General features: G+C 69.3%; 17 protein-coding genes, 1 tRNA gene and 2 pseudogenes. 12 read left to right on the top strand and 8 right to left on the bottom strand.

Annotated elements, in window-relative coordinates; all coding sequences use genetic code 11:
• Positions 1-134: 134 nt before the first annotated feature.
• Positions 135-440, top strand: a pseudogene (locus JL475_RS40235) (site-specific integrase); the annotation flags it as partial.
• A gap of 589 nt (positions 441-1,029) precedes the next feature.
• Here JL475_RS40235 and JL475_RS24165 read toward each other — a convergent pair.
• Positions 1,030-1,644, bottom strand: coding sequence for a TetR/AcrR family transcriptional regulator (locus tag JL475_RS24165; RefSeq protein WP_202280015.1), 615 nt, complete (start codon positions 1,642-1,644; stop codon positions 1,030-1,032).
• A 70-nt stretch (positions 1,645-1,714) separates the two neighbouring features.
• Between JL475_RS24165 and JL475_RS24160 the strand changes: the two genes are divergently transcribed.
• The 3 genes and pseudogenes from JL475_RS24160 (at position 1,715) to JL475_RS24155 (ending at position 3,680) form a co-directional block, all read left to right on the top strand.
• Positions 1,715-2,323, top strand: a complete 609-nt coding sequence (locus JL475_RS24160; RefSeq protein ID WP_202280014.1) for a peroxiredoxin-like family protein — start codon at positions 1,715-1,717, stop codon at positions 2,321-2,323.
• A 198-nt stretch (positions 2,324-2,521) separates the two neighbouring features.
• Positions 2,522-2,662 (top strand): annotated as a pseudogene (locus JL475_RS40230) (VapC toxin family PIN domain ribonuclease); the annotation flags it as partial.
• Between the two features lie 619 nt (positions 2,663-3,281).
• On the top strand, positions 3,282-3,680 hold the full coding sequence (locus tag JL475_RS24155; protein ID WP_237408095.1) for a pyridoxamine 5'-phosphate oxidase family protein: 399 nt from the start codon (positions 3,282-3,284) through the stop codon (positions 3,678-3,680).
• Positions 3,681-4,164: 484 nt separating this feature from the next.
• On the opposite strand, the gene JL475_RS24150 is transcribed toward JL475_RS24155, so the two are convergent.
• From JL475_RS24150 to JL475_RS24140, 3 genes are all read right to left on the bottom strand, one after another.
• Positions 4,165-4,386 carry a hypothetical protein gene (locus JL475_RS24150; RefSeq protein WP_202280013.1) on the bottom strand — a complete coding sequence of 74 codons (222 nt, stop codon included), beginning with the start codon at positions 4,384-4,386 and terminating at the stop codon, positions 4,165-4,167.
• A gap of 204 nt (positions 4,387-4,590) precedes the next feature.
• Positions 4,591-4,929, bottom strand: a complete 339-nt coding sequence (locus tag JL475_RS24145; protein ID WP_202280012.1) for a hypothetical protein — start codon at positions 4,927-4,929, stop codon at positions 4,591-4,593.
• A 1,284-nt stretch (positions 4,930-6,213) separates the two neighbouring features.
• Positions 6,214-6,287, bottom strand: a tRNA-Gly gene (locus JL475_RS24140).
• Positions 6,288-6,814: 527 nt separating this feature from the next.
• Between JL475_RS24140 and dcd the strand changes: the two genes are divergently transcribed.
• A complete protein-coding gene (gene dcd, locus JL475_RS24135; RefSeq protein WP_109377139.1) occupies positions 6,815-7,390 on the top strand; it encodes a dCTP deaminase in 576 nt (191 codons plus the stop codon).
• A gap of 2 nt (positions 7,391-7,392) precedes the next feature.
• Positions 7,393-7,917, top strand: a complete 525-nt coding sequence (locus JL475_RS24130; protein WP_202280011.1) for a phosphoribosyltransferase — start codon at positions 7,393-7,395, stop codon at positions 7,915-7,917.
• A 75-nt stretch (positions 7,918-7,992) separates the two neighbouring features.
• Here JL475_RS24130 and JL475_RS24125 read toward each other — a convergent pair whose 3' ends face one another.
• The 3 genes from JL475_RS24125 to JL475_RS24115 form a co-directional block, all read right to left on the bottom strand.
• Positions 7,993-8,610 (bottom strand): LysE family translocator, encoded by a 618-nt coding sequence (locus JL475_RS24125; protein WP_202280010.1) that lies wholly within the window; start codon positions 8,608-8,610, stop codon positions 7,993-7,995.
• A gap of 150 nt (positions 8,611-8,760) precedes the next feature.
• On the bottom strand, positions 8,761-9,867 hold the full coding sequence (locus JL475_RS24120; protein WP_202280009.1) for a Yip1 family protein: 1,107 nt from the start codon (positions 9,865-9,867) through the stop codon (positions 8,761-8,763).
• 138 nt (positions 9,868-10,005) lie between these two features.
• Complete coding sequence (locus tag JL475_RS24115; RefSeq protein ID WP_202280008.1) at positions 10,006-12,312, bottom strand: (Fe-S)-binding protein; 2,307 nt, start codon at positions 12,310-12,312, stop codon at positions 10,006-10,008.
• Positions 12,313-12,789: 477 nt separating this feature from the next.
• On the opposite strand from JL475_RS24115, the gene dnaK reads away from it, so the two are divergent.
• The 6 genes from dnaK to JL475_RS24085 all read left to right on the top strand — a co-directional run bounded on the left by dnaK (position 12,790) and on the right by JL475_RS24085 (position 19,767).
• Positions 12,790-14,640 carry a molecular chaperone DnaK gene (dnaK, locus tag JL475_RS24110; protein WP_202280007.1) on the top strand — a complete coding sequence of 617 codons (1,851 nt, stop codon included), beginning with the start codon at positions 12,790-12,792 and terminating at the stop codon, positions 14,638-14,640.
• Positions 14,637-15,308 carry a nucleotide exchange factor GrpE gene (gene grpE / locus JL475_RS24105; protein ID WP_109377146.1) on the top strand — a complete coding sequence of 224 codons (672 nt, stop codon included), beginning with the start codon at positions 14,637-14,639 and terminating at the stop codon, positions 15,306-15,308. Before dnaK ends, grpE begins: the two co-directional genes overlap by 4 nt.
• Positions 15,309-15,398: 90 nt before the next feature.
• Positions 15,399-16,589, top strand: a complete 1,191-nt coding sequence (gene dnaJ, locus JL475_RS24100; protein ID WP_202280006.1) for a molecular chaperone DnaJ — start codon at positions 15,399-15,401, stop codon at positions 16,587-16,589.
• A gap of 5 nt (positions 16,590-16,594) precedes the next feature.
• Positions 16,595-17,047, top strand: a complete 453-nt coding sequence (locus JL475_RS24095; RefSeq protein WP_202280005.1) for a heat shock protein transcriptional repressor HspR — start codon at positions 16,595-16,597, stop codon at positions 17,045-17,047.
• A gap of 343 nt (positions 17,048-17,390) precedes the next feature.
• Entirely contained in the window at positions 17,391-18,509 is a 1,119-nt protein-coding gene (locus JL475_RS24090) for a sugar ABC transporter substrate-binding protein (protein ID WP_202280004.1), read from the top strand.
• A gap of 226 nt (positions 18,510-18,735) precedes the next feature.
• Entirely contained in the window at positions 18,736-19,767 is a 1,032-nt protein-coding gene (locus JL475_RS24085; RefSeq protein WP_202280018.1) for a helix-turn-helix transcriptional regulator, read from the top strand.
• Here the strand turns inward: JL475_RS24085 and JL475_RS24080 are convergent.
• Complete coding sequence (locus JL475_RS24080) at positions 19,730-20,725, bottom strand: LuxR C-terminal-related transcriptional regulator (RefSeq protein ID WP_202280003.1); 996 nt, start codon at positions 20,723-20,725, stop codon at positions 19,730-19,732. The two genes, JL475_RS24085 and JL475_RS24080, sit on opposite strands and share 38 nt — an antisense overlap.
• Positions 20,726-20,745: the final 20 nt, after the last annotated feature.

The following is a 20,745-nucleotide window of genomic DNA, read 5'->3' as shown; positions in this document are numbered from 1 at the left end:
CCGCACCGTGCCGGCGGCGCCGGCGGCACGGGCCACCGCGGCACCCGGCCGGCCCGGGCAGCCACGACGGCTGCCGCCGGCCCGACGCTGGGCTGTCCGCTGGTCGACCGGATCAAGGGCGCCGGCAACCATCATTCGCCGAGAAGGGCCCGGACGGGTTGGTCCTCGCGGGGGAGAAGGGCGCGGCCTCCCGGCGCACCTCGTTCGGGCGGAAGCAGCGTCGGGCCCGTGCGGTGGCCGGCCTTCCGGACGGCTTCCGCTTCTACGACCTGCGTCACACCGGACACACCCTGTCGACCCGCTCGGGTGCCACCCTCCGGGACACGATGGTGCGCGCCGGCCAGTTCTCCGAGAAGGCGGCGCTGATCTATCAGCACTCCGACGAGGGGCGGCAACGGGAGGTCGCCGCCGGGCTGGACGACCTCGTACGGGCCGAACGTGCGAAGCACCACACCGGCGATCGTGCGCACCACAAGGAGGAGCCACCGGAGAGCCAAAGGTGCGGTTGTGGTGCGCGCACCGCCGATCGGTCTGGACAGCAAAGAACCCCCGGGTCTCTGACCTGGGGGTCTCGTGTGGAGCGGGTGACGAGAATCGAACTCGCGCTCTCAGCTTGGGAAGCGACGGCGCTTGCGTGGCCGTGTGGCCGCTGACCTGCGTGGATTCGTGGCGCCGACGCCGTTGCGCGGGCCTGGTCGCACCGCTGCCGACCGTGGTTGTCCGTTCTCACGGGCACGCTGTGGGCACGGCCTCGAAGCACGGCGGGCGGAGCGCCTGTACGAACGTGCTCTGTGCTCGGCCCGGCTGGTTCGGAGGGCCGGCTCGGGGAGCCTTCGCGAGCGCACAGCCCTTCTGGTGAAGTGCGCCCGGTCAGGGGACCGACTCTCGCGCTTCCTCGCAACAGCCGGTGTCCGACCCCGACTTACTTGCCTGCCTCCGCGTACTGTCCGCGCTGGGTGAGGGCGTCCGCACCCGCCAGGCGCGGTCGTCGACAGGTATCGGTCCGGAGAGGGCGCGGGATCGACCGTCTCACACGCCGAGGCCGTCGAGCAGTATGGCGAGTCCTCCCAGGAACTCCTGGTCGGCACCGATGTTCCGAGCGTCTCGGGCGGTTTCGGTCATGTGCGGGAACTCGGCGGGCGACAGCTCGGTGATGGCTGTCGTCCCCGGACCGGACAGGGCCCCGAGGTGTTCCAGCTGGATCGCTCCGATGGCATAACTGAGCAGGCCGCGCAGAGCGACGACCCGCCGCTCGCCCTCGACACCTGCCTCGGTGAGGACTGCGAGCACGGTCTCCGCCCAGCGCAGCACCCCAAGGGAGTGGTGCCGGTGAGCGATGGTGAGGGGGACGACCTCCGGATGGGCGCCCACGGTGTCGCGCAGGCGCCGCACCAAGACCTCGACCTGCTCGCGCCATGACGCGCCGGGAGCCGGCGGCTCGGTATCCACGGTGCTCAGTACGAGTTCGACGACGAGCCTTTCGAGCTCCTCGCGGTCGCGCACGTATCGGTAGAGCCCCATGGTGCTCATGCCCAGCTCCTGGGCGACGGCGCGCATCGACAGCCCGGCGAGCCCGTCGCGGTCGATGACGGCGAGAGCGGCCGAGGCGAGCTGATCGGGGGTGAGGGAGCGAGGGCGTGGCATGACGGTTGACAGCGTACGCCATACGCCTACGCTGTTAGGTGTATGGCATACGCCTACGGAGGGAACGCTCATGCGCATGTCCCGCAGTCCGATCGAGCCCGGCTCCACCGTGGACGAACGCAGCCTCACCGCCGTCTCCGGCGACCAGGTCGCCGTGCCCGACCCCGACCGTCTGATCCACCTCCAGTTCCGGCGCTTCGCCGGATGCCCGGTCTGCAACCTGCACCTGCGGTCGGTGGTGCGGCGGCACCGGGAGATAGAGGCCGCCGGTGTGCGCGAGGTCGTGGTCTTCCACTCCCCCGCCGAGGAACTGGTGCCCCACACCACCGATCTCCCGTTCGCCGTCGTCGCCGACCCGGCCAGGCGGCTGTACGCGGAGTTCGGCGTGGAACGGTCGCCACGCGCCCTGCTCAGCCCGCGAGCCTGGGGGCCGATCGTCCGGGCGGTCCTCAGCGGCGTTCGGAACGTCGTCCGCGGGCGGGAGCACCTGCCCTCCATCAGCCCGCACGGCGGCCGACTCGGCCTTCCTGCCGACTTCCTCATCGCACCTGACGGCCGCGTCCTCGCCGCCAAGTACGGCGAGCACGTCTACGACCAGTGGTCGGTCGACGAACTACTGGAACTGGCGGCCCGCAGGAACACACAGACGATCGACCGGGTGACCGATGCCGAACGCTAGGAGGCGGTCGGTGCGGGAGCGGCCGAGCCCGGTGCCGACAAGGAGGCGGCCAAGCGCCGGGGGATGAGCGAGGCCGAGACCATCCGGCAGGGGATCCATCTCGCGGCCATGGCGAACCGTGTCTGGGGCGAGCCGCTGTCCTCACACACGTTCGAGGGCTCCGGTCGTACGTCGTCCTGGGCCGAGGCCCGTGACGCGGTCGCCGACGCGGTGAACGTGGCCCTCGCCGCCGGCTGCGACACAGACGCGATCCTCACCCTCGACCGACGCGACTTCCGCGCGGTACGACCGTTGGGCTGCCACGAAGCGTTCAGGGTCCTGCCCGACGACCTGCCGCTCCGACGCGGCCCTCCGGCATCGAAGACCCGGCCGCCGGAAGGGGTTTGCCCGCCCAGCACTCGTGCCCTCCGTGTGTCCGGTCTTCGCGTGATTGACGGACTGGAGACCGGTGGAGAATCTCCGGCGAAACACAAGCCCCGGGCCGCTGACCTGGGCCTTCTTCGTGGAGCGGGTGACGAGGATCGGACTCGCGCTCTCAGCTTGGGAAGCTCAGGTCATCTATGGCTGGTTGGCGGGCGGACCTGCGGCGGAGCAGCCACGGGGCCTGACTGGCTGCCGGCCTGGTCCCCGTCATTCCCCGCACGATCTGGCACGCGTCTGGCACGGGCGCGGTCGTCCGGACTGCCCTACTGGCGACCACCGCTTTAGGAGTTCGATCCGGGCCCGCTCCGACTGCTGTCGGCAACTGGTGCGACGGCCGGACAGAGACGCTGGCGTACGCCTCCGTCCGGCGGCGTTGATGTCAGCCGTGGATGTCGGAGACCTTCTGACCCGTGGCTCTGCAGAGAGCGGTCATTAAAGGTCATACAGGCTGCCGGGAAGCCCATGAGGGCCGGTGTGGGGTGCTGCCGGTTGCTGGGGTTGCTGTACTTCGCTGCTGTACCGCAACCTTCGACGCATGGACGTGAACGAGTTCTTGTCCCAACCCTTGGTTGCACGCGTAGCGACCAACGGCCCCGAGGTCCGGCCGGTGTGGTTCCTCTGGGAGGACGGCGCGTTCTGGTGGCTCACCGGCTCGTCCTCCCGGCTGGAGCAGCTTCTCACCGAGGACTCGCGCGTCGCGCTGGTGATCGATACATGCGACCCGTCCGCGGGTGCAGTGTTCTCTGTGTCATGCCAAGGCGTGGCTGAGGTTGTGCCGCTCGACCGGGCCAAGGCAGTCCGGAAGTTGACCCGCTACCTCGGGCCTGCGGACCTGTGGCCAGTGCGCTTCTCCGCTCCGCTGGATGACCCTGCGACCAAGATGGTTCGATTCGCACCCGATCGTCCGCCTCGACTGCACGATCGATCGTGGTAACAGCACAAACGGCCGAGCGCACGCTTTCCAACTGCGTGGGTGGGTGGCCTGGCTGTGTGCAGGGGCGTTCACCCGTGTTCACGGGTGGCCGGCCTACGGGAAGGGCCCGGCACACGGTCTCGGCTGAACGACGGTGAACGGGGCTGAACGAGACGGGAACCGAGACGGCTGCACTCCTCACCGCAGCACCGGAGACGGCCCGCGGCCGGCTGCGAAGCCGCCGTCATTCGTGGAACTAAGCCGCCTCGGGTCGCGCCGCACGCATGCCCGAGGCGGGCTCCTGGGCGTCCTCGAGCGGGAAGGTCTCGTCCTCCCCGAAGTCCGGGGCCTGGAAGGGGTTGGTCGCCGGAGGCGGCGATGCTGCGGTGGAACAGCGGGGTTGCCCTTCCGGGGCGGAGAACAGCGATGTCAGATCGATGAGGGGTCTCTCTTTCGTTACAGGCCCCTGAAGGGGCCTGGTGTGCCGTGACCGGGCACAGCGGTCCTACAGCTTGGTCATCTTGGCGTACGGGCTCAGGATCCGCATTCGCGCCGAGCCGAAATCCACGAGCGCCGCGATTCCGTCCTCGATGCCGATCACCCGGCCGAGGCCGTACACGTCGTGTGTGACCTGGTCGCCCACGGCGAAGTGCTCGGGAGCAGGCGTGGCCGGGGCCTTGAAGGGGCTGGTCGGCAGATGACGCTTCGATGCGGCAGGCTTTGTCATGACCCAGTATGCACCTACGGGTATCCCGTTCGCTGTGACCGTCGGCACAGATCAGGACGGCAACACCCACTTTAGGAGCGAGACTGGGCCGCATCGCGGCTGACCTGCAGGATCTTAGCCCTGGCGGCAGTCTGCCTGAATACTCGTCAGTTTCCCGGACTCCCCGTGGCTCCCCGCTCCTTCTGGCACGTCTGTGGCACGAGATCAATCGCCCGCGAACCACAGGTAACTGCCTGGGGTGGCTGCGCACTGCTCCAGCATCGCTGCGAGGTCGTCCAGTGCGGCAAGCTGCCGCTCATCACCGCATCTTTGCCTCAGATCTTGGATCTCCCGAAGGGCGGCGGCGGACTCCTGCTCATTCAACAACGTATCCCCGTACGGATCGACGGCAGTGAACCTCCCGGATACTCCAAGGAGCTGGAGCGAGCCGAGTGCATCGGCCAACGCGTCGCCGTGCCCGTAAGAGCTCCGCAGGAGTGTGGTGCGGGACTTGCGCCAATTGCGCGTCGGCCGCGACGAATGCAGCTCCAGATCGATCCCCATACTCCATGATGCATACAGATCTTCTGGGTCTTGCCGGGGATCTTGGTGACCTGCATTTTCGCTGGTCCGGACGGTGATCCCGGGCGCTTCAGCGGTCGTCGTTGGTCGTTGTCGGCCGCTGCTGAGCGGCCTCGGGCGGCCCAGAGACGGTCCAGCATCGGAGCGGCTTACCCGGACGAACGTGCGGCGTTTCACCTGCTCCTCCTGATGTTCCGGCCGGATCCACCCGGGCGGTGTGGTGAAGCCCAGATCTTCCGGCCGGCGGCCGAGCGCATCGTGAATGACGATGGCGGTCTCTTCGGGCGGCCACCCGGGGCGTTCACCTTCCCACCGCCGCCACGTACGCGCCGAGACCGTGAAGTGGCGGTCGTCCAGCAGTCGTTGACCATGTTCAGTGAGCCGGGTGGCGGCTTGCTCGACGGTGTGTCAGCCCACCCGCAGCCTCGCTGCCCGCAGTGCGTCGTTGCGACCCATGCGCCCAGTCTGTGGTGTCATCACGCTCACCTCCGGCCATGGCCGTGCTGTGGCCGCGCATGGCCACGGCACGGCCTGGCTCCCTGCCTGTCTGCTCACTCATCATCGCGGTGCGACTACAGAACGTGCAGGAGAAGCGGCGCAAGCGCCCAGGGTGAGCTCGCAAGATGATCTGATGCCGGTCGAGACGGGGCTCGGCGTGATCGAGTGCTGCGCTGCCGACCGTCGACTGGCCACCGAGCACTGGCTGCTGTCGGCACATCCTTCCCCCGGCCGGGCCCGTGCGGAGTGGCAGGAGCAGGGCCTCACGCTGCTTCCCCTCGGCGCGTTGTTCTCGGCGGTACGGATTCCGGGGCGCCTCGTGAACGCGGTGGCCGAGACCGCCGACCCCGGAGAGGTCGACGCCTTCCTTGACGAGGCACTGCGGGGCGGTCCGGTCATCTGCGATCCGCACGGCCCCGGTACTACGCCCTCGTTCCCGCCGAAATGCCCAGGACGTGGCGCGCGGCGGTGGACGACTGGCACACGCAGGACGTGGACTGCCTCGGTCGGGGCACCTACCTCGGAGTGCCGCGTCTTGACCTCGTCGACTTCCCGGAGCGCGGGGCCGCCTCTTACTGGTCTGTCCCGATGCCGCCGCCGGCCACACTCTGCCCGCCGCTGAGCGTGGCACGGCTGATCGCGGCCGGGGCGCATCGTATGACCGAAGACACAGAGATGATCTGAGTGGCGAGGGGAGTGTGAGGCACGCTCCGCCCGATCATCGGCGGGCAGCAGAAAGGCCCGGGTCTTTGACCTGGGCCTTCTTCGTGGAGCGGGTGACGAGAATCGAACTCGCGCTCTCAGCTTGGGAAGCTGATGTTCTACCATTAAACTACACCCGCATGTGATCCAGGCCACCAGAACCGACCGGTGACCGGATGCTCGGTCACTCTACCCCATGGCAGGTCCCCGGTGTTTCAGGCCCCGGGGGCCTGATGGCGTTCAAGGTGTGGAAGTGGGTACGGGGGGCTGGAGTTGGGGCGTACGGTGGGGTGTCGGCGGGGGCTGGGCGGGGCCGGGGTGCCGCCTGGAGAGTCGTCTCTTTGATCCCGTAATGTGCCTTTTGGCGTCAGGGCGGGAAGCCAGACGCGGCTCTTGGGGAAGGGACTCTTGGACTTGATGGAGCGCACCGTCGTCCGCTGTGCCGATGGGCACGTGTTTACCGCCGCCTCGTTCCCGATGCAGCAGGCCGAGCGACTCGGTCCCGGCCGACTCTTGCGGTGTCCGCGCTGTGCGCGGCTTCGCAGCGTCGTGCCGGTCGCTCACCAGAAGCGTTAGCGAGGGCGCGGGGGACCGGCAGGGGCAACAGGGCGTGGGCGCGTGGGACGGCGATTGTGGCCGGTCCGCGCGCCTTGCGTATCCTCGGGGCGTGCTTCTCTCAGACAGGGACATCCGGGCCGAGATCGATGCCGGGCGGGTGCGGATCGATCCCTACGACGAATCCATGGTGCAGCCGTCCAGTGTCGACGTGCGCCTCGACCGCTTCTTCCGGGTGTTCGAGAACCACCGGTACCCGCACATCGACCCGTCCGTCGAGCAGGCGGAGCTCACCCGGCTCGTGGAGCCGGAGGGGGACGAACCGTTCATCCTGCATCCGGGCGAGTTCGTGCTGGCCAGTACGTACGAGGTCATCTCGTTGCCCGACGATCTCGCGTCGCGGTTGGAGGGGAAGAGTTCGCTGGGGCGGCTCGGGCTGGTCACGCACTCGACCGCCGGGTTCATCGACCCCGGGTTCTCCGGGCACGTCACCCTGGAGCTGTCGAACCTCGCGACGCTTCCGATCAAGCTGTGGCCCGGGATGAAGATCGGCCAGCTGTGCCTGTTCCGGCTCAGCTCGCCGGCCGAGGCCCCGTACGGCAGTGAGCGGTACGGCTCCCGGTACCAGGGGCAGCGCGGGCCCACGGCCTCGCGGGCCTTCCTCAACTTCCACCGCACCCAGGTATAGGCATGGGTGCGCAGGAGAGCCGTCCGCGGCGGGAGAACCTCGGTTACGAGCAGTTCGGGGTGGCCGTGCGTGAGCTCGCGCAGGCCATCGTGGACGACGGGTACCGGCCGGACGTCGTGCTCAGCATCGCGCGCGGCGGTGTCTTCGTCGCCGGTGGGCTCGCCTACGCCCTCGACTGCAAGAACATCCACCTGGTGAACGTCGAGTTCTACACCGGGGTGGGCACCACGCTCGAGATGCCGGTCATGCTCGCTCCCGTGCCCGACGTCGTCGACTTCACCGACAAGAAGGTGCTGATCGCCGACGACGTCGCCGACACCGGCAAGACGCTCAAGCTCGTCCGCGACTTCTGCCTCGACGCCGTCGCCGAGGTGCGCAGCGCCGTGATCTACGAGAAGTCGCAGTCGCTGGTGAAGTGCGAGTACGTCTGGAAGCGGACCGACGACTGGATCAACTTCCCGTGGAGCGTGCTGCCTCCGGTGCGCAAGGCGGGCGAGCCGGTCGGGCCTTCGAAAGAGGCGCTGTAGGCCGGTCTGCCCACCGCCCACCGCCCACCCCCCTGTCGGCGCCGGGGCCGCACCGCGGGGCGGCGGGCCCCCGGGTCAGGGCTGTGACGCGGCGACCTTGAGGCCGAAACCGATCAGGACGACGCCGGTCACGCGGTCCATGGCCCGCCGCACCACGGGCCGCTCGAAGAGTGCGCGGGCCTTCGCCAGCACCATCACGTAGCCGCTGAGCCAGACGAGGGTGAGCGCGACGTGCAGGAGGACGAGGACGGCCATTCCCGCGTGGGGTGACATGCCGGAGGGCGCGAGCGTCGGCAGCAGGCCGGTGTAGAAGACGGCGACCTTCGGGTTGAAGACGTTGCTGACCAGGCCGGTCCGCCACGGGTTCCCCTTGGGGGCGGCGGTGGACGGCGGCGTACCCGTACGGTCACGCCGACCGGCCAGCAGCGACTGCACGCCGAGGAAGACCAGGTAGGCGGCTCCGGCCAGCTTGACGACCGTGTAGGCCGTGGCGGACGCGGCCAGCAGGGCCGCCAGCCCCGCCACGGTGAGGACGCCCCAGGTGAGCAGACCGGCGCTGATACCGCCGACCGTCCGCAGTCCGTCCCGCCAGCCGCACGCCACGGCGCGCCTCGTCACGACGGCCATGTCCGGGCCGGGAACCATGGTCAGGACGGCGAGCACACCCGCTGCGGCGAGGAGCTGTACGAGCATGGGCGCATCATTCCATGCGACCGGCCGGCCCGTCCGGACACGCCATGTGCTCGGGCCGGGGCGAAGAAGGCCGGGGCGAAGAAGGCCAGGTTGAGGAAGGGGGCTCCCGGATCGGGAGCCCCCTTCACGTGTGCCGTGCCGTCCCGTGGCTCAGAACGTGCCCAGCTTCACGATCGACAGCAGGGCGATCAGCTGGATCGCGGACGCGCCCAGGGCCTTCGGCCAGGGCAGGTCGTGGGAGCGGCGGACCATCAGGGTGAGCAGCGCGCCGGCCGCGATCCAGGTGGCCCAGCCGAGGATCTGGACGAACGTGGCGTCGCCGCTCGCGAACATCGCGAAGACCAGCCGGGGGGCGTCCGTGAGGGACGCGATCAGCATGGACAGGCCGACCGTGGGCTGCCAGGCGCCGTTGCCGCCGAGCTGGCGGGCCAGGCTGTGGGTGACCACGCCCAGGACGAAGAAGCTGATCACCATCGCCACGGCCGTCGTCAGGACGATCGGGATGGCGTTGGTCAGGGTGGCGCCGATCGCCTCCTCGCGGGCGCCCTCGAAGCCGAAGACCGCGAGCAGGCCGTAGAGGAACGTGACGACGAGGGCGGGGCCCCACATCGTGTAGTCGCGCATCCTCAGGAACGTCTGGTCGGGGGCGGTGACGATGCCCTTCAGCAGGGCCTTCCAGGGCAGGGGCGGGCCGACCGGGCCGGGCACGGGCTCGGGGGCACCGTCGTGGTGTGTCCCGCCGCCCTGCAGGTAGGGGTCCTCGCTGACCGAGAAGGCCTGGGTGTGGCCCGGGTTGTTGGCCGCGTACGGGTCGTGCCCGGCCTGCGGGCCGCCCGGGTACGCGCCGCCGTCGCCGAAGTACTCCGGCTCGCCGTGACCGCCGTGGCCGTGCTGACCGCCGTGGCCGTGCTGACCGCCGTAGCCGCCACCGGGGCGGCCGGGGCCGCCGTGCCCGCCGGGGCCGCGGTTCACCTGCGGCCACGGGCTGCCGCCGCCGTTGCCGCCCCCGCCGTGGCCGCCTCTGCCGTACGGCGGCTGCTGTGGGTACGGCTGCGGCGCCTGCGGGGAGCCGTACGACGGTCCCTGCGGCGTCTGCTGCCCGTACGGAGGGTGTTGCGGTCGCGCGTGAGGAGCGCCGTTGTTGTCCCGGCCGCGTCCGATCCTGAATCCAGCCACGTCAACGAACGTACCTGGTCCCAGGGAGTGGTGGGCCGGGCCCGGGGTTCCGGGGCCGCCTTTGCGGCCGAGCTGTGACATCCCCTAAGGGGGAGTCAGCTCCGCGCTCCGTCCTGCGGAGGGGTCCGGTCCTCCGCAGGACGGAGCGTACGCGAACATGACGAAGGGGCCGCCCTTCCGGACGGCCCCTTCGCACCCGCGCGCGTACGCGCCTCGTGCCTACTTCACCGGCTCCGGCTCCGGGGCGTTCTCCGCCTCCGACTCGCCCGCCGGGTCGAGCGGCGTCTTGACCGACTCCAGCAGCAGCTGGGCGACGTCGACGACCTGGACGGTCTCCTTCGCCTTGCCGTCGTTCTTCTTGCCGTTGACCGAGTCGGTCAGCATGACCAGGCAGAACGGGCAGGCGGTGGAGATGATGTCCGGGTTCAGGGCGAGGGCCTCGTCGACGCGCTCGTCGTTGACGCGCTTGCCGATCCGCTCCTCCATCCACATCCGCGCGCCGCCGGCGCCGCAGCAGAAGCCGCGCTCCTTGTGGCGGTGCATCTCCTCGTTGCGCAGGCCCGGGACGTTGGCGATGATCTCGCGCGGCGGCGTGTAGATCTTGTTGTGCCGGCCCAGGTAGCACGGGTCGTGGTAGGTGATGAGGCCCTCGACCGGGGTCACCGGGATCAGCTTGCCCTCGTCGATGAGGTGCTGGAGCAGCTGGGTGTGGTGGATGACCTCGTAGTCGCCGCCGAGCTGCGGGTACTCGTTGCCGAGGGTGTTGAGGCAGTGCGGGCAGGTGGCGACGATCTTCTTCGCCGACTTCGGCTTCCTCGACTCCTCGGTGACGTTGCCCTCGTCGTCCGTCTCCTCGCCGAAGGCCGTGTTCAGCGCGGAGACGTTCTCCATGCCGAGTTCCTGGAACAGGGGCTCGTTGCCCAGGCGGCGGGCGGAGTCGCCGGTGCACTTCTCGTCGCCGCCCATGATCGCGAACGTGACGCCCGCGATGTGCAGCAGCTCGGCGAAGGCCTTGGTGGTCTTCTTGGCGCGGTCCTCGAGGGCGCCGGCGCAGCCGACCCAGTACAGGTACTCGACCTCGGACAGGTCCTCGAGGTCCTTGCCGACGACCGGGACCTCGAAGTCGACCTCCTTGGTCCACTGAAGGCGCTGCTTCTTGGCCAGGCCCCAGGGGTTGCCCTTCTTCTCCAGGTTCTTGAGCATCGTGCCGGCCTCCGAGGGGAAGCTGGACTCGATCATGACCTGGTAGCGGCGCATGTCGACAATGTGGTCGACGTGCTCGATGTCGACGGGGCACTGCTCGACGCAGGCGCCGCAGGTGGTGCAAGACCACAGGACGTCCGGGTCGATGACGCCGCCCGCGGCGAAGCCGCTGTCGGATGCAGCCTCGAGGGTGCCGATCAGCGGGCGCTCGGCCTCGGCCAGCGCCGTCGCGGGCACGTCCTTGAGCGCCTCGGCCGACGCCTTCTCCTCGCCCTCCATCGTCTTGCCGCCGCCGGCCAGCAGGTACGGCGCCTTGGCGTGCGCGTGGTCCCGCAGGCTCATGATCAGCAGCTTCGGCGAGAGCGGCTTGCCGGTGTTCCAGGCGGGGCACTGCGACTGGCAGCGGCCGCACTCGGTGCAGGTGGAGAAGTCCAGCAGGCCCTTCCAGGAGAACTGCTCGACCTGGGAGACGCCGAAGACGTCGTCGTCACCGGGGTCGGTGAAGTCGATCGGCTTGCCGCCCGAGGTCATCGGCTGCAGGGCGCCCAGCGCGGTGTCGCCGGTGGCCTCGCGCTTGAACCAGATGTTCGGGAAGGCCAGGAAGCGGTGCCAGGCCACACCCATGTTCGTGTTGAGGCTGACCGTGATCATCCAGATCATGGTCGTGCTCAGCTTGATCATGGCGAAGAGGTAGACGAGGTTCTGCAGCGTCGCCAGGCTCAGGCCCTTGAAGGCCAGGACCAGCGGGTACGAGGCGAAGTACGCGGCCTCGTAGCCGTCCACGTGGTGCAGGGCTCCCTCGAGGCCGCGCAGCACGTAGATGGCGAGGCCGATGGTGAGGATGACGTACTCGACGAAGTAGGCCTGGCCCATCTTCGAGCCGGTGAACCGGGACTTGCGGCCGGGCCGGGAGGGCAGGTTCAGCAGGCGGATGACGATCAGCACGGCGATGCCGAGGGTCGTCATGGCGCCGATGAACTCGATGTACATCTCGTACGGCAGGAAGCCGCCGATCACCGGGAGCGTCCAGTCGGCCCGGAACAGCTGGCCGTAGGCGGTGACGATGGTCGGCGGCAGCGTCAGGAAGCCGATGGCCACGAACCAGTGGGCGACGCCGACGACGCCCCACCGGTTCATGCGCGTGTGGCCGAGGAACTCCCGCACCAGGGTCACGCTGCGCTGGTAGGGATTGTCGGTCCGGGTGCCGGCCGGGACCGGCTGGCCCAGCTTGAAGTACCGGACGAACTGGCCGATCGCGCGTGCGAGCAGGGCGACGCCGACCACGGTCAGGACCAGCGACACGATGATCGCGGCGAGTTGCATAGGGGCTCCTCGGGCCTGCGAGGGTTTGGTCGGGGGGCTCCTGCCACGGAATTCCCGACATTACTAAGCGGTAACTTATACAGTCCGTCTGAGACTACCCCTATCTTCGGCCGTACTGCAGCCGGGCGCGGAGTGATCTGAGTCGCTGAGGGTTGCCTTGGGGAGCACCCTGGAGGTGGCCGCGTCACGCCCCATGAATCTGGGCATACGCCACTAATTTATATCCGTGCCGCACACTTGTGTCCGTAAGCCGTTGGCTTGAGGCCCGACATGGCCGCCCGCCTCGGAGCCGCTCCTGAGGGGCGGCTGCCGCCCCGCTCCTGCGTCGGCGCTGACGCCCCGAATCCGCAGGTCGGATCCTCCTTGCGCGTAAGGAGCGGATAAGAGTTGAGTCTGCTCGACTCAGGTCTGTTGACCCCGCGCCGGACGTCAGGCATGCTTGAGTCTGTTCCACTCAAGTCAGCTGGAGGAATCGAAATGGCACGTGCGGTCGGCATCGACCTGGGCACGACTAACTCCGTCGTCAGCGTTCTGGAGGGCGGTGAGCCCACCGTCATCACCAACGCTGAGGGCGCCAGGACCACGCCTTCCGTCGTCGCCTTCGCGAAGAACGGCGAGGTGCTGGTCGGTGAGGTGGCCAAGCGCCAGGCCGTGACCAACGTCGACAGGACCATCCGGTCGGTCAAGCGCCACATGGGCACCGACTGGAAGATCAACCTGGACGGCAAGGACTTCAACCCGCAGCAGATGAGCGCCTTCGTGCTCCAGAAGCTGAAGCGGGACGCCGAGGCCTACCTGGGCGAGAAGGTGACCGACGCGGTCATCACCGTCCCGGCGTACTTCAACGACGCGGAGCGCCAGGCGACCAAGGAGGCCGGCGAGATCGCCGGTCTGAACGTGCTGCGCATCGTCAACGAGCCGACGGCCGCCGCCCTGGCGTACGGCCTCGACAAGGACGAGCAGGTCATCCTGGTCTTCGACCTCGGTGGCGGTACGTTCGACGTCTCGCTCCTGGAGATCGGTGACGGCGTCGTCGAGGTGAAGGCCACCAACGGTGACAACAACCTCGGTGGTGACGACTGGGACCAGCGCGTCGTCGACTACCTGGTCAAGCAGTTCCAGTCCGGGCACGGCGTGGACCTGGGCAAGGACAAGATGGCGCTCCAGCGCCTCCGTGAGGCCGCCGAGAAGGCCAAGATCGAGCTGTCCGCGTCCACCGAGACCACGATCAACCTGCCCTACATCACCGCCTCCGCCGAGGGCCCCCTGCACCTCGACGAGAAGCTGACCCGCGCCCAGTTCCAGCAGCTGACCGCGGACCTGCTGGAGCGCTGCAAGACGCCGTTCAACAACGTCGTCAAGGACGCCGGTATCGCGCTGTCCGAGATCGACCACGTCGTTCTCGTCGGTGGTTCCACCCGGATGCCCGCCGTCGCCGAGCTCGTCAAGGAGATGACCGGCGGCAAGGAGGCCAACAAGGGCGTCAACCCGGACGAGGTCGTCTCGATCGGTGCCGCGCTCCAGGCCGGTGTCCTCAAGGGCGAGGTCAAGGACGTCCTGCTGCTCGACGTCACCCCGCTGTCCCTCGGCATCGAGACCAAGGGCGGCATCATGACCAAGCTGATCGAGCGCAACACCACGATCCCGACCAAGCGTTCCGAGATCTTCACCACGGCCGAGGACAACCAGCCGTCGGTGCAGATCCAGGTCTACCAGGGCGAGCGCGAGATCGCGGCGTACAACAAGAAGCTCGGCATGTTCGAGCTGACCGGTCTGCCCCCGGCGCCGCGCGGCGTCCCGCAGATCGAGGTCTCCTTCGACATCGACGCCAACGGCATCATGCACGTCACGGCGAAGGACCTCGGCACCGGCAAGGAGCAGAAGATGACCGTCACCGGCGGCTCCTCGCTCCCGAAGGACGAGGTCGACCGCATGCGTGAGGAGGCCGAGCGGTACGCGGAGGAGGACCACCAGCGCCGCGAGGCCGCCGAGTCCCGCAACCAGGGCGAGCAGCTCGTCTACCAGACCGAGAAGTTCCTCGCGGACAACGAGGACAAGGTTCCCGGCGAGATCAAGACCGAGGTCGAGGGCGCCGTCGCCGAGCTGAAGGAGAAGCTCAAGGGCGAGGACACCGCCGAGATCCGCACCGCCACGGAGAAGGTCGCCGCCGTCTCCCAGAAGCTGGGCCAGGCCATGTACGCCGACGCCCAGGCGGCCCAGGCCGCGGGTGGCGCCGGAGCCGACGCGGGTGCCGGCGGGGCCAGGGCGGACGACGACGTGGTCGACGCCGAGATCGTGGACGACGAACGTAAGGACGGTGCGGCGTGACCGAGGAGACCCCGGGCTTCGACGAAAAGTCGCAGCAGCCCGACGTCCCCTCAGGCGTTCCGGCCGACGACGCCGAGCCGAAGGCCGCCACCCCCTCCGCGGAGGAGGCGGCGGCCCCGGCCGGGGACTCGGGTCCCGACGCCGGGCTGGTGGCCCAGCTGGACCAGGCTCGTACGGCGCTCGGTGAGCGCACCGCGGACCTCCAGCGGCTCCAGGCCGAGTACCAGAACTACCGCCGCCGGGTCGAGCGCGACCGGATCGCGGTCAAGGAGGTCGCCGTGGTGAACCTCATGACCGAGCTCCTGCCCGTGCTCGACGACGTCGGCCGCGCACGGGAGCACGGCGAACTGGTCGGCGGGTTCAAGTCCGTCGCCGAGTCGCTGGAGTCGACCGTGGCGAAGATGGGCCTGCAGCAGTTCGGCAAGGAGGGCGAGCCCTTCGACCCGACGATCCACGAGGCCCTGATGCACTCCTACGCCCCGGACGTCACCGAGACGACGTGCGTGGCGATCCTGCAGCCCGGGTACCGCATCGGTGAGCGCACCATCCGCCCCGCGCGGGTGGCCGTGGCCGAACCGCAGCCGGGCGCTCAGCCGGGCAAGCCGGCCGAGGAGGAGACCGAGGCGGCCGCGGACGAAAAGGAGACCGGTGGCCCTCAGGAGGGCTGACGCCTCAGCGGGCGTGAGGAAGCCGGGGCGGGCCGGGCAGGCAGGACCTGCCGGGCCGCCCCGGCGGGCAAGGAAGGAGGGACGTCGGGGATGAGCACCAAGGACTTCATCGAGAAGGACTACTACAAGGTCCTCGGCGTGCCTCAGGACGCCACCGAGGCCGAGATCAAGAAGGCGTACCGGAAGCTCGCCCGCGAGTACCACCCGGACGCCAACAAGGGCAACGCCAAGGCGGAGGAGCGGTTCAAGGAGATCTCCGAGGCGAACGACGTCCTCGGCGACCCCAAGAAGCGCAAGGAGTACGACGAGGCCCGGTCGCTCTTCGGCGGCGGCGGCTTCCGGCCGGGACCGGGGGCGGGCGGCGCCGGGTCGTTCAACTTCGACCTGGGTGACCTCTTCGGAGGCGGCCAGGGAGGACAGGGCGGCCAGGGCGGCGCCGGCGGGTTCGGCGGCGGGATCGGCGACGTCTTCGGCGGGCTGTTCAACCGCGGCGGCACCGGCACCACGCGGACCCAGCCCCGGCGCGGCCAGGACATCGAGTCCGAGGTCACCCTGAGCTTCACCGAGGCCATCGAGGGGGCGACGGTCCCGCTGCGGATGTCCTCCCAGCAGGCCTGCAAGGGCTGTTCGGGCACCGGCGACAAGAACGGCACACCGCGCGTGTGCCCGACCTGTGTCGGCACCGGGCAGGTCGCCCGGGGCAGCGGCGGGGGTTTCTCGCTCACCGACCCGTGCCCGGACTGCAAGGGCCGCGGCCTGATCGCGGAGAACCCCTGCGACATCTGCAAGGGCAGCGGCCGGGCCAAGTCCTCGCGGACGATGCAGGTGCGCATCCCGGCGGGCGTCAGCGACGGCCAGCGCATCCGGCTGCGCGGCAAGGGCGCACCGGGCGAGCGCGGCGGCCCGGCGGGCGACCTGTACGTCGTCGTGCACGTCGGCAGTCACCCGGTGTTCGGCCGCCGGGACGACAATCTCACCGTCACCGTTCCGGTCACCTATCCGGAGGCGGCCCTCGGCGGGGAGATCCGCGTCCCGACGCTCGGCGGTCCGCCGGTCACGCTGAAGCTGCCCCCGGGCACGCCCAACGGGCGGACCATGCGGGCCCGCGGCAAGGGAGCGGTCCGCAAGGACGGCTCGCGCGGCGATCTGCTGGTCACCGTCGAGGTGAGTGTTCCCAAGGACCTGCCGGGGAAGGCTCGTGACGCACTGGAGGCGTATCGCGAGGCGACCGCGGATGAGGATCCGCGGGCGGAGCTGTTCCAGGCAGCGAAGGGAGCTTGATGGAGATGGACGGTCGTCGACGCAATCCGTATGAACTGACGCAGGACACGCCGGTCTACGTCATCTCGGTGGCGGCTCAGCTCTCCGGCCTGCATCCGCAGACCCTGCGCCAGTACGACCGTCTGGGGCTCGTCTCGCCGGACCGCGCCGCCGGCCGGGGCCGCCGCTACTCGGCCCGTGACATCGAGTTGCTCCGTCAGGTGCAGCAGCTGTCGCAGGCGGAGGGCATCAACCTGGCCGGCATCAAGCGCATCATCGAACTGGAGAACCAGGTCGCCGCGCTGCAGGCCCGGGTGGCGGAGCTGGAGGGCGCGCTGGACGGCGCGGCGGCGACCATGCGGCAGCGCGAGGCCGCGGTGCACGCGTCGTACCGCCGGGACCTGGTGCCGTATCAGGAGGTGCAGCAGACCAGCGCGCTGGTGGTGTGGCGGCCGAAGCGTCAGCAGCAGCCCGACTGACCCGACCGAGCGGTCCGGCTGACGGGAAAGTTCCGTTTGGCTGAAAAGTGAAGTGTCCTGAAGGGCCCGGAGGTTCGTCCGAACCTCCGGGCCCTTCACGCGTGTGCGCACGGATGACGCCCCCTCACTCCCCGTCCCGTACGCCCCGCGTACGCCTGTGATCAGCGGATGTGTGCGTCTCCAGGAGATCTGTGCGAGTCTTTCGCCGGCCCCTCACGACTTCAGCGCACCGTGTTGTGTTCATCTCGTTAAGTAGTTGGTCTTGACGCCAGTGGTAGCTGAAGCGTTGGCTTTTCAGTCACATGGGCCGCAATGTTGTGCCCACGTCCAAAACGCACCTGAAGTGAGCCCTCGCATGCGTCGTATCGCCATATCAGTGGCCGCCACCTCGATGTCCGTCATGCTTGCCGGTTGCGGCGTACTCAACGCGACAGGGAGCAGCGACGACGCGAGCCCCACGAAGGGGAACGACATCACGGTCGGACTGCTTCTCCCGGAGAAGGCCAACACCCGGTACGAGCAGTTCGACTACCCCATCTTCAAGAAGAAGGTGGAGTCGCTCACCAACGACAAGGGGAAGGTCGCCTACGCCAACGCCGAGTCGGACGCCGGCAAGCAGTCGAGCCAGATGCAGCAGATGATCGACGACAGGGTCGACGTCATCGTGCTGGACGCGGTCGACTCGAAGGCCATCGCCGAGGACGTGAAGAAGGCCAAGGACGCGGGCATCCCGGTCATCGCCTACGACCGGCTGGCCGAGGGCCCGATCGACGCGTACATCTCCTTCGACAACGAGCTGGTCGGCGAGGTCCAGGGCCGTTCCCTGCTGGAGAAGCTCGGCGGCGACAAGGCGGCCACCAGCAAGATCGTCATGATGAACGGCTCCCCGACCGACCCGAACGCGAAGCAGTTCAAGGCCGGCGCGCTGTCGGAGCTCAAGGGCAAGGTCACCATCGCCAAGTCCTACGACACCAAGGACTGGGCGCCGGAGAACGCCGAGGCCAACATGGTCGAGGCGATCAACGTGATCGGCAAGGACAACATCGCCGCCGTCTACTCGGCCAACGACACCATGGCGGGCGCCATCGTCAAGGCGCTCGAGACCGCCGGTGTGACCGAGCTGCCCCCGATCACCGGCCAGGACGCCGAACTGGCGGGAGTGCAGCGGATCATCGCGGGCGAGCAGTTCATGAGCGTCTACAAGTCCTACCCGCTGGAGGCCGACAACGCCGCGGAGATGGCCGTGGCGCGGGTCCAGGGCAAGGGCATCCAGTTCGACGCGCTGACCCGCGAGCGGGTGGACAGCCCCACGGACAAGGACATCCCGGCGCAGCTCGTGCCCGTGGTGGCCCTGACGAAGGACAACATCAAGGACACGGTCATCGCCGACGGGTTCTACAAGGTGGCGGACATCTGCACGGCGGAGTACAAGGAGGCGTGCGCCGCGGTCGGCCTGAAGTAGCCGCCGGCCGCCGGGTACTTCGCCCGGGATGCGTGGACGTTCCGCCGGGGAGCACGGATCACCGTGCTCCCCGGCGGTGTTGTCCCGTCACCGCCCCGAGTCCCGCCCCGTTCCCCGGGTTTCCGGGTTCTCGGCTGCCGCGCCGACCGGAGCCGTGTTGCGGAGCCGGGTGCGGCCGCGCATAGTGGCGCATCGGAAAGTGGCAGAACCGGGGGTGGGACGGGCGATGGCCGGGCGCGGGACGGACGAGCATCCACACGGTGCTGACCGGCTGTGCGACTCCGGGGACCGCGTGTACTCCCGGGCCGTACGGCGCGGACGGGTGCCGCGCCGGGACGCGGAGCCGGTGCCCTGCCTGCTGGACCTGGCCCTGCTGCATCCGGACCCCGACGACATGGACTGGCTGGTGCCGACCGCCCCGCAGGAGGTCATGACCCGGCTGCTGCGCGGGATGCACGAGGAGGTCAGCGCGAGCCAGCGCCGGGTCGGCTCGGTCGTCGCGGCGTTCGAGCGGTACGCCGGCCTGGGCCGCCAGGTGCCCGCCTCCCGCTCGGCCGCGGAGGGCCCGGCGATCAGGGTGCTGGACGGGCTGGCCCGCATCCAGGCCTCGATGGACGAGGCGACGCAGGCGTGCACCACCGAGGTGCTCACGGTCCAGCCCGGCGGTATCCGGCGCGAGGCGGAGCTGTCGGAGGGCCTGCACCGGGCGACGGCGCTGCGCGGGCGCGGGGTGCGGATGCGGGACCTCTACACGCATGTGGCCCGGCACGGCCAGGGCCTGCACACCTACCTGGAGCTGATGGGCGACGCGGTGGAGGCGCGGACGCTGGACGAGGTGATCGAGCGGCTGATCCTCTTCGACCGCACGGTCGCCTTCATCCCCGCCAACTCCGAGCGCACCATGGCGCTGGAGCTGCGCCACCCGGCGCTGGTGTTGTACCTGGGCACGGTCTTCGAGCGCCTGTGGCGCCTCGCCATCCCGCTGACCGCCCCGCTGCCCGACACCGGCATCGAGGGCATCTCGCACCGGGAGCGGTCCATCGCGGCGCTGCTGGCGGAGGGCCACCAGGACGCGGTGATCGCGGAACGCCTCGGCATCAGCGTGCGCACCTGCCGGGCGCACATCGCCCGCCTCTCGGAGACGCTGGGCGCGACCAGTCGCACCCAACTGGGCGTCCGTATCGCGCAGGTCGGCCTGGACGACGCGCGCCGGGCGGTAGTCACTCCTCCCGGTCGAGGATCCCCGAGCGCGCGATGAGATAGCCGAGCTGAGCACGGCTGCCGCTGCCGAGGGTGGAGGCGAGCTTGGCGATGTGGACACGGGCGGTGCGGACGTTCATGCCGAGGCGGTCGGCGATGACGGCATCCGTGTGGCCTTCGACGAGGAAGCGGGCGATCGCTCGCTGGCGGGCGGTGATGCCGTTGAGGGACGGCGGCTGGACTGCCTGGGGGTGCATGGGAGTGGCCAGTCGCCAGAAGCGGTCGAACATGTTGACCAGATAGGTGATGACGGCCGGGTGCCGGATCTCCAGCGCAACGCTGCGTTCCGCTTCTCGGTCACCGGGGATGTAGGCGACCGTCCCGTCGATGATGATCAGGCGGCCGGCGACCTCGTCCAGGGTGCGTGCCTGAGCGTCGCCCTTCAACTGCTCGTAACGGGCGACGACCAGGGGTATGTGCCGCTGCGTATGCGGGTAGAGCACGCGGATCCTGCCGCCGCGGTCGAGGAACTCCTGGTCACGAACCATGGCCGCGGCTTGAGCCGTTCTCGCGTCCTCGGACGTGTGGTAATGGCTGTGGGGCTGTATGCAGAGGAGCTCCGTCTTCCCTTCCGCCAGTGCCTCGGCGATGGCGCCGTTGATCCGCTCCTGGCCGTTGAGAACACTGAGCGCGGGGGCTCCCGTCTCCTCCGCGCACGGTTCACCGATCCGTATGAGCTGCTGGAAGACCTCGGTCAGCCGTTCCTCGCGCCGCCGCTGGGCCGCGACGCGTTCTCCGGAGAATCGCAGCAGTCGGTGCAGGGCGACCGTCGGTGGGACGGGCACCAGCCGGCCGGGGTCGTCAAGGGAGGGGCGGAGCAACCCGGTGTCGACCGGGCAGGGCGTCTCGCGAGCCTCTTCGGCGGACAGCGGACCGTCACGCAGTGCCCGGGCGTACAGTTCGGCGCCCGCGTCGCACAGTTCCTCCGTTTCGTGATCACGCGTACATGCAGTCACGCCGGGCTTGCACCTCCTGG

This window comes from Streptomyces sp. M2CJ-2, assembly GCF_016757295.1.
GTDB lineage: Bacteria > Actinomycetota > Actinomycetes > Streptomycetales > Streptomycetaceae > Streptomyces.
Note: the sequence above shows the minus strand (reverse complement) of the source record. Positions and strands in the feature narration are given on the sequence as shown.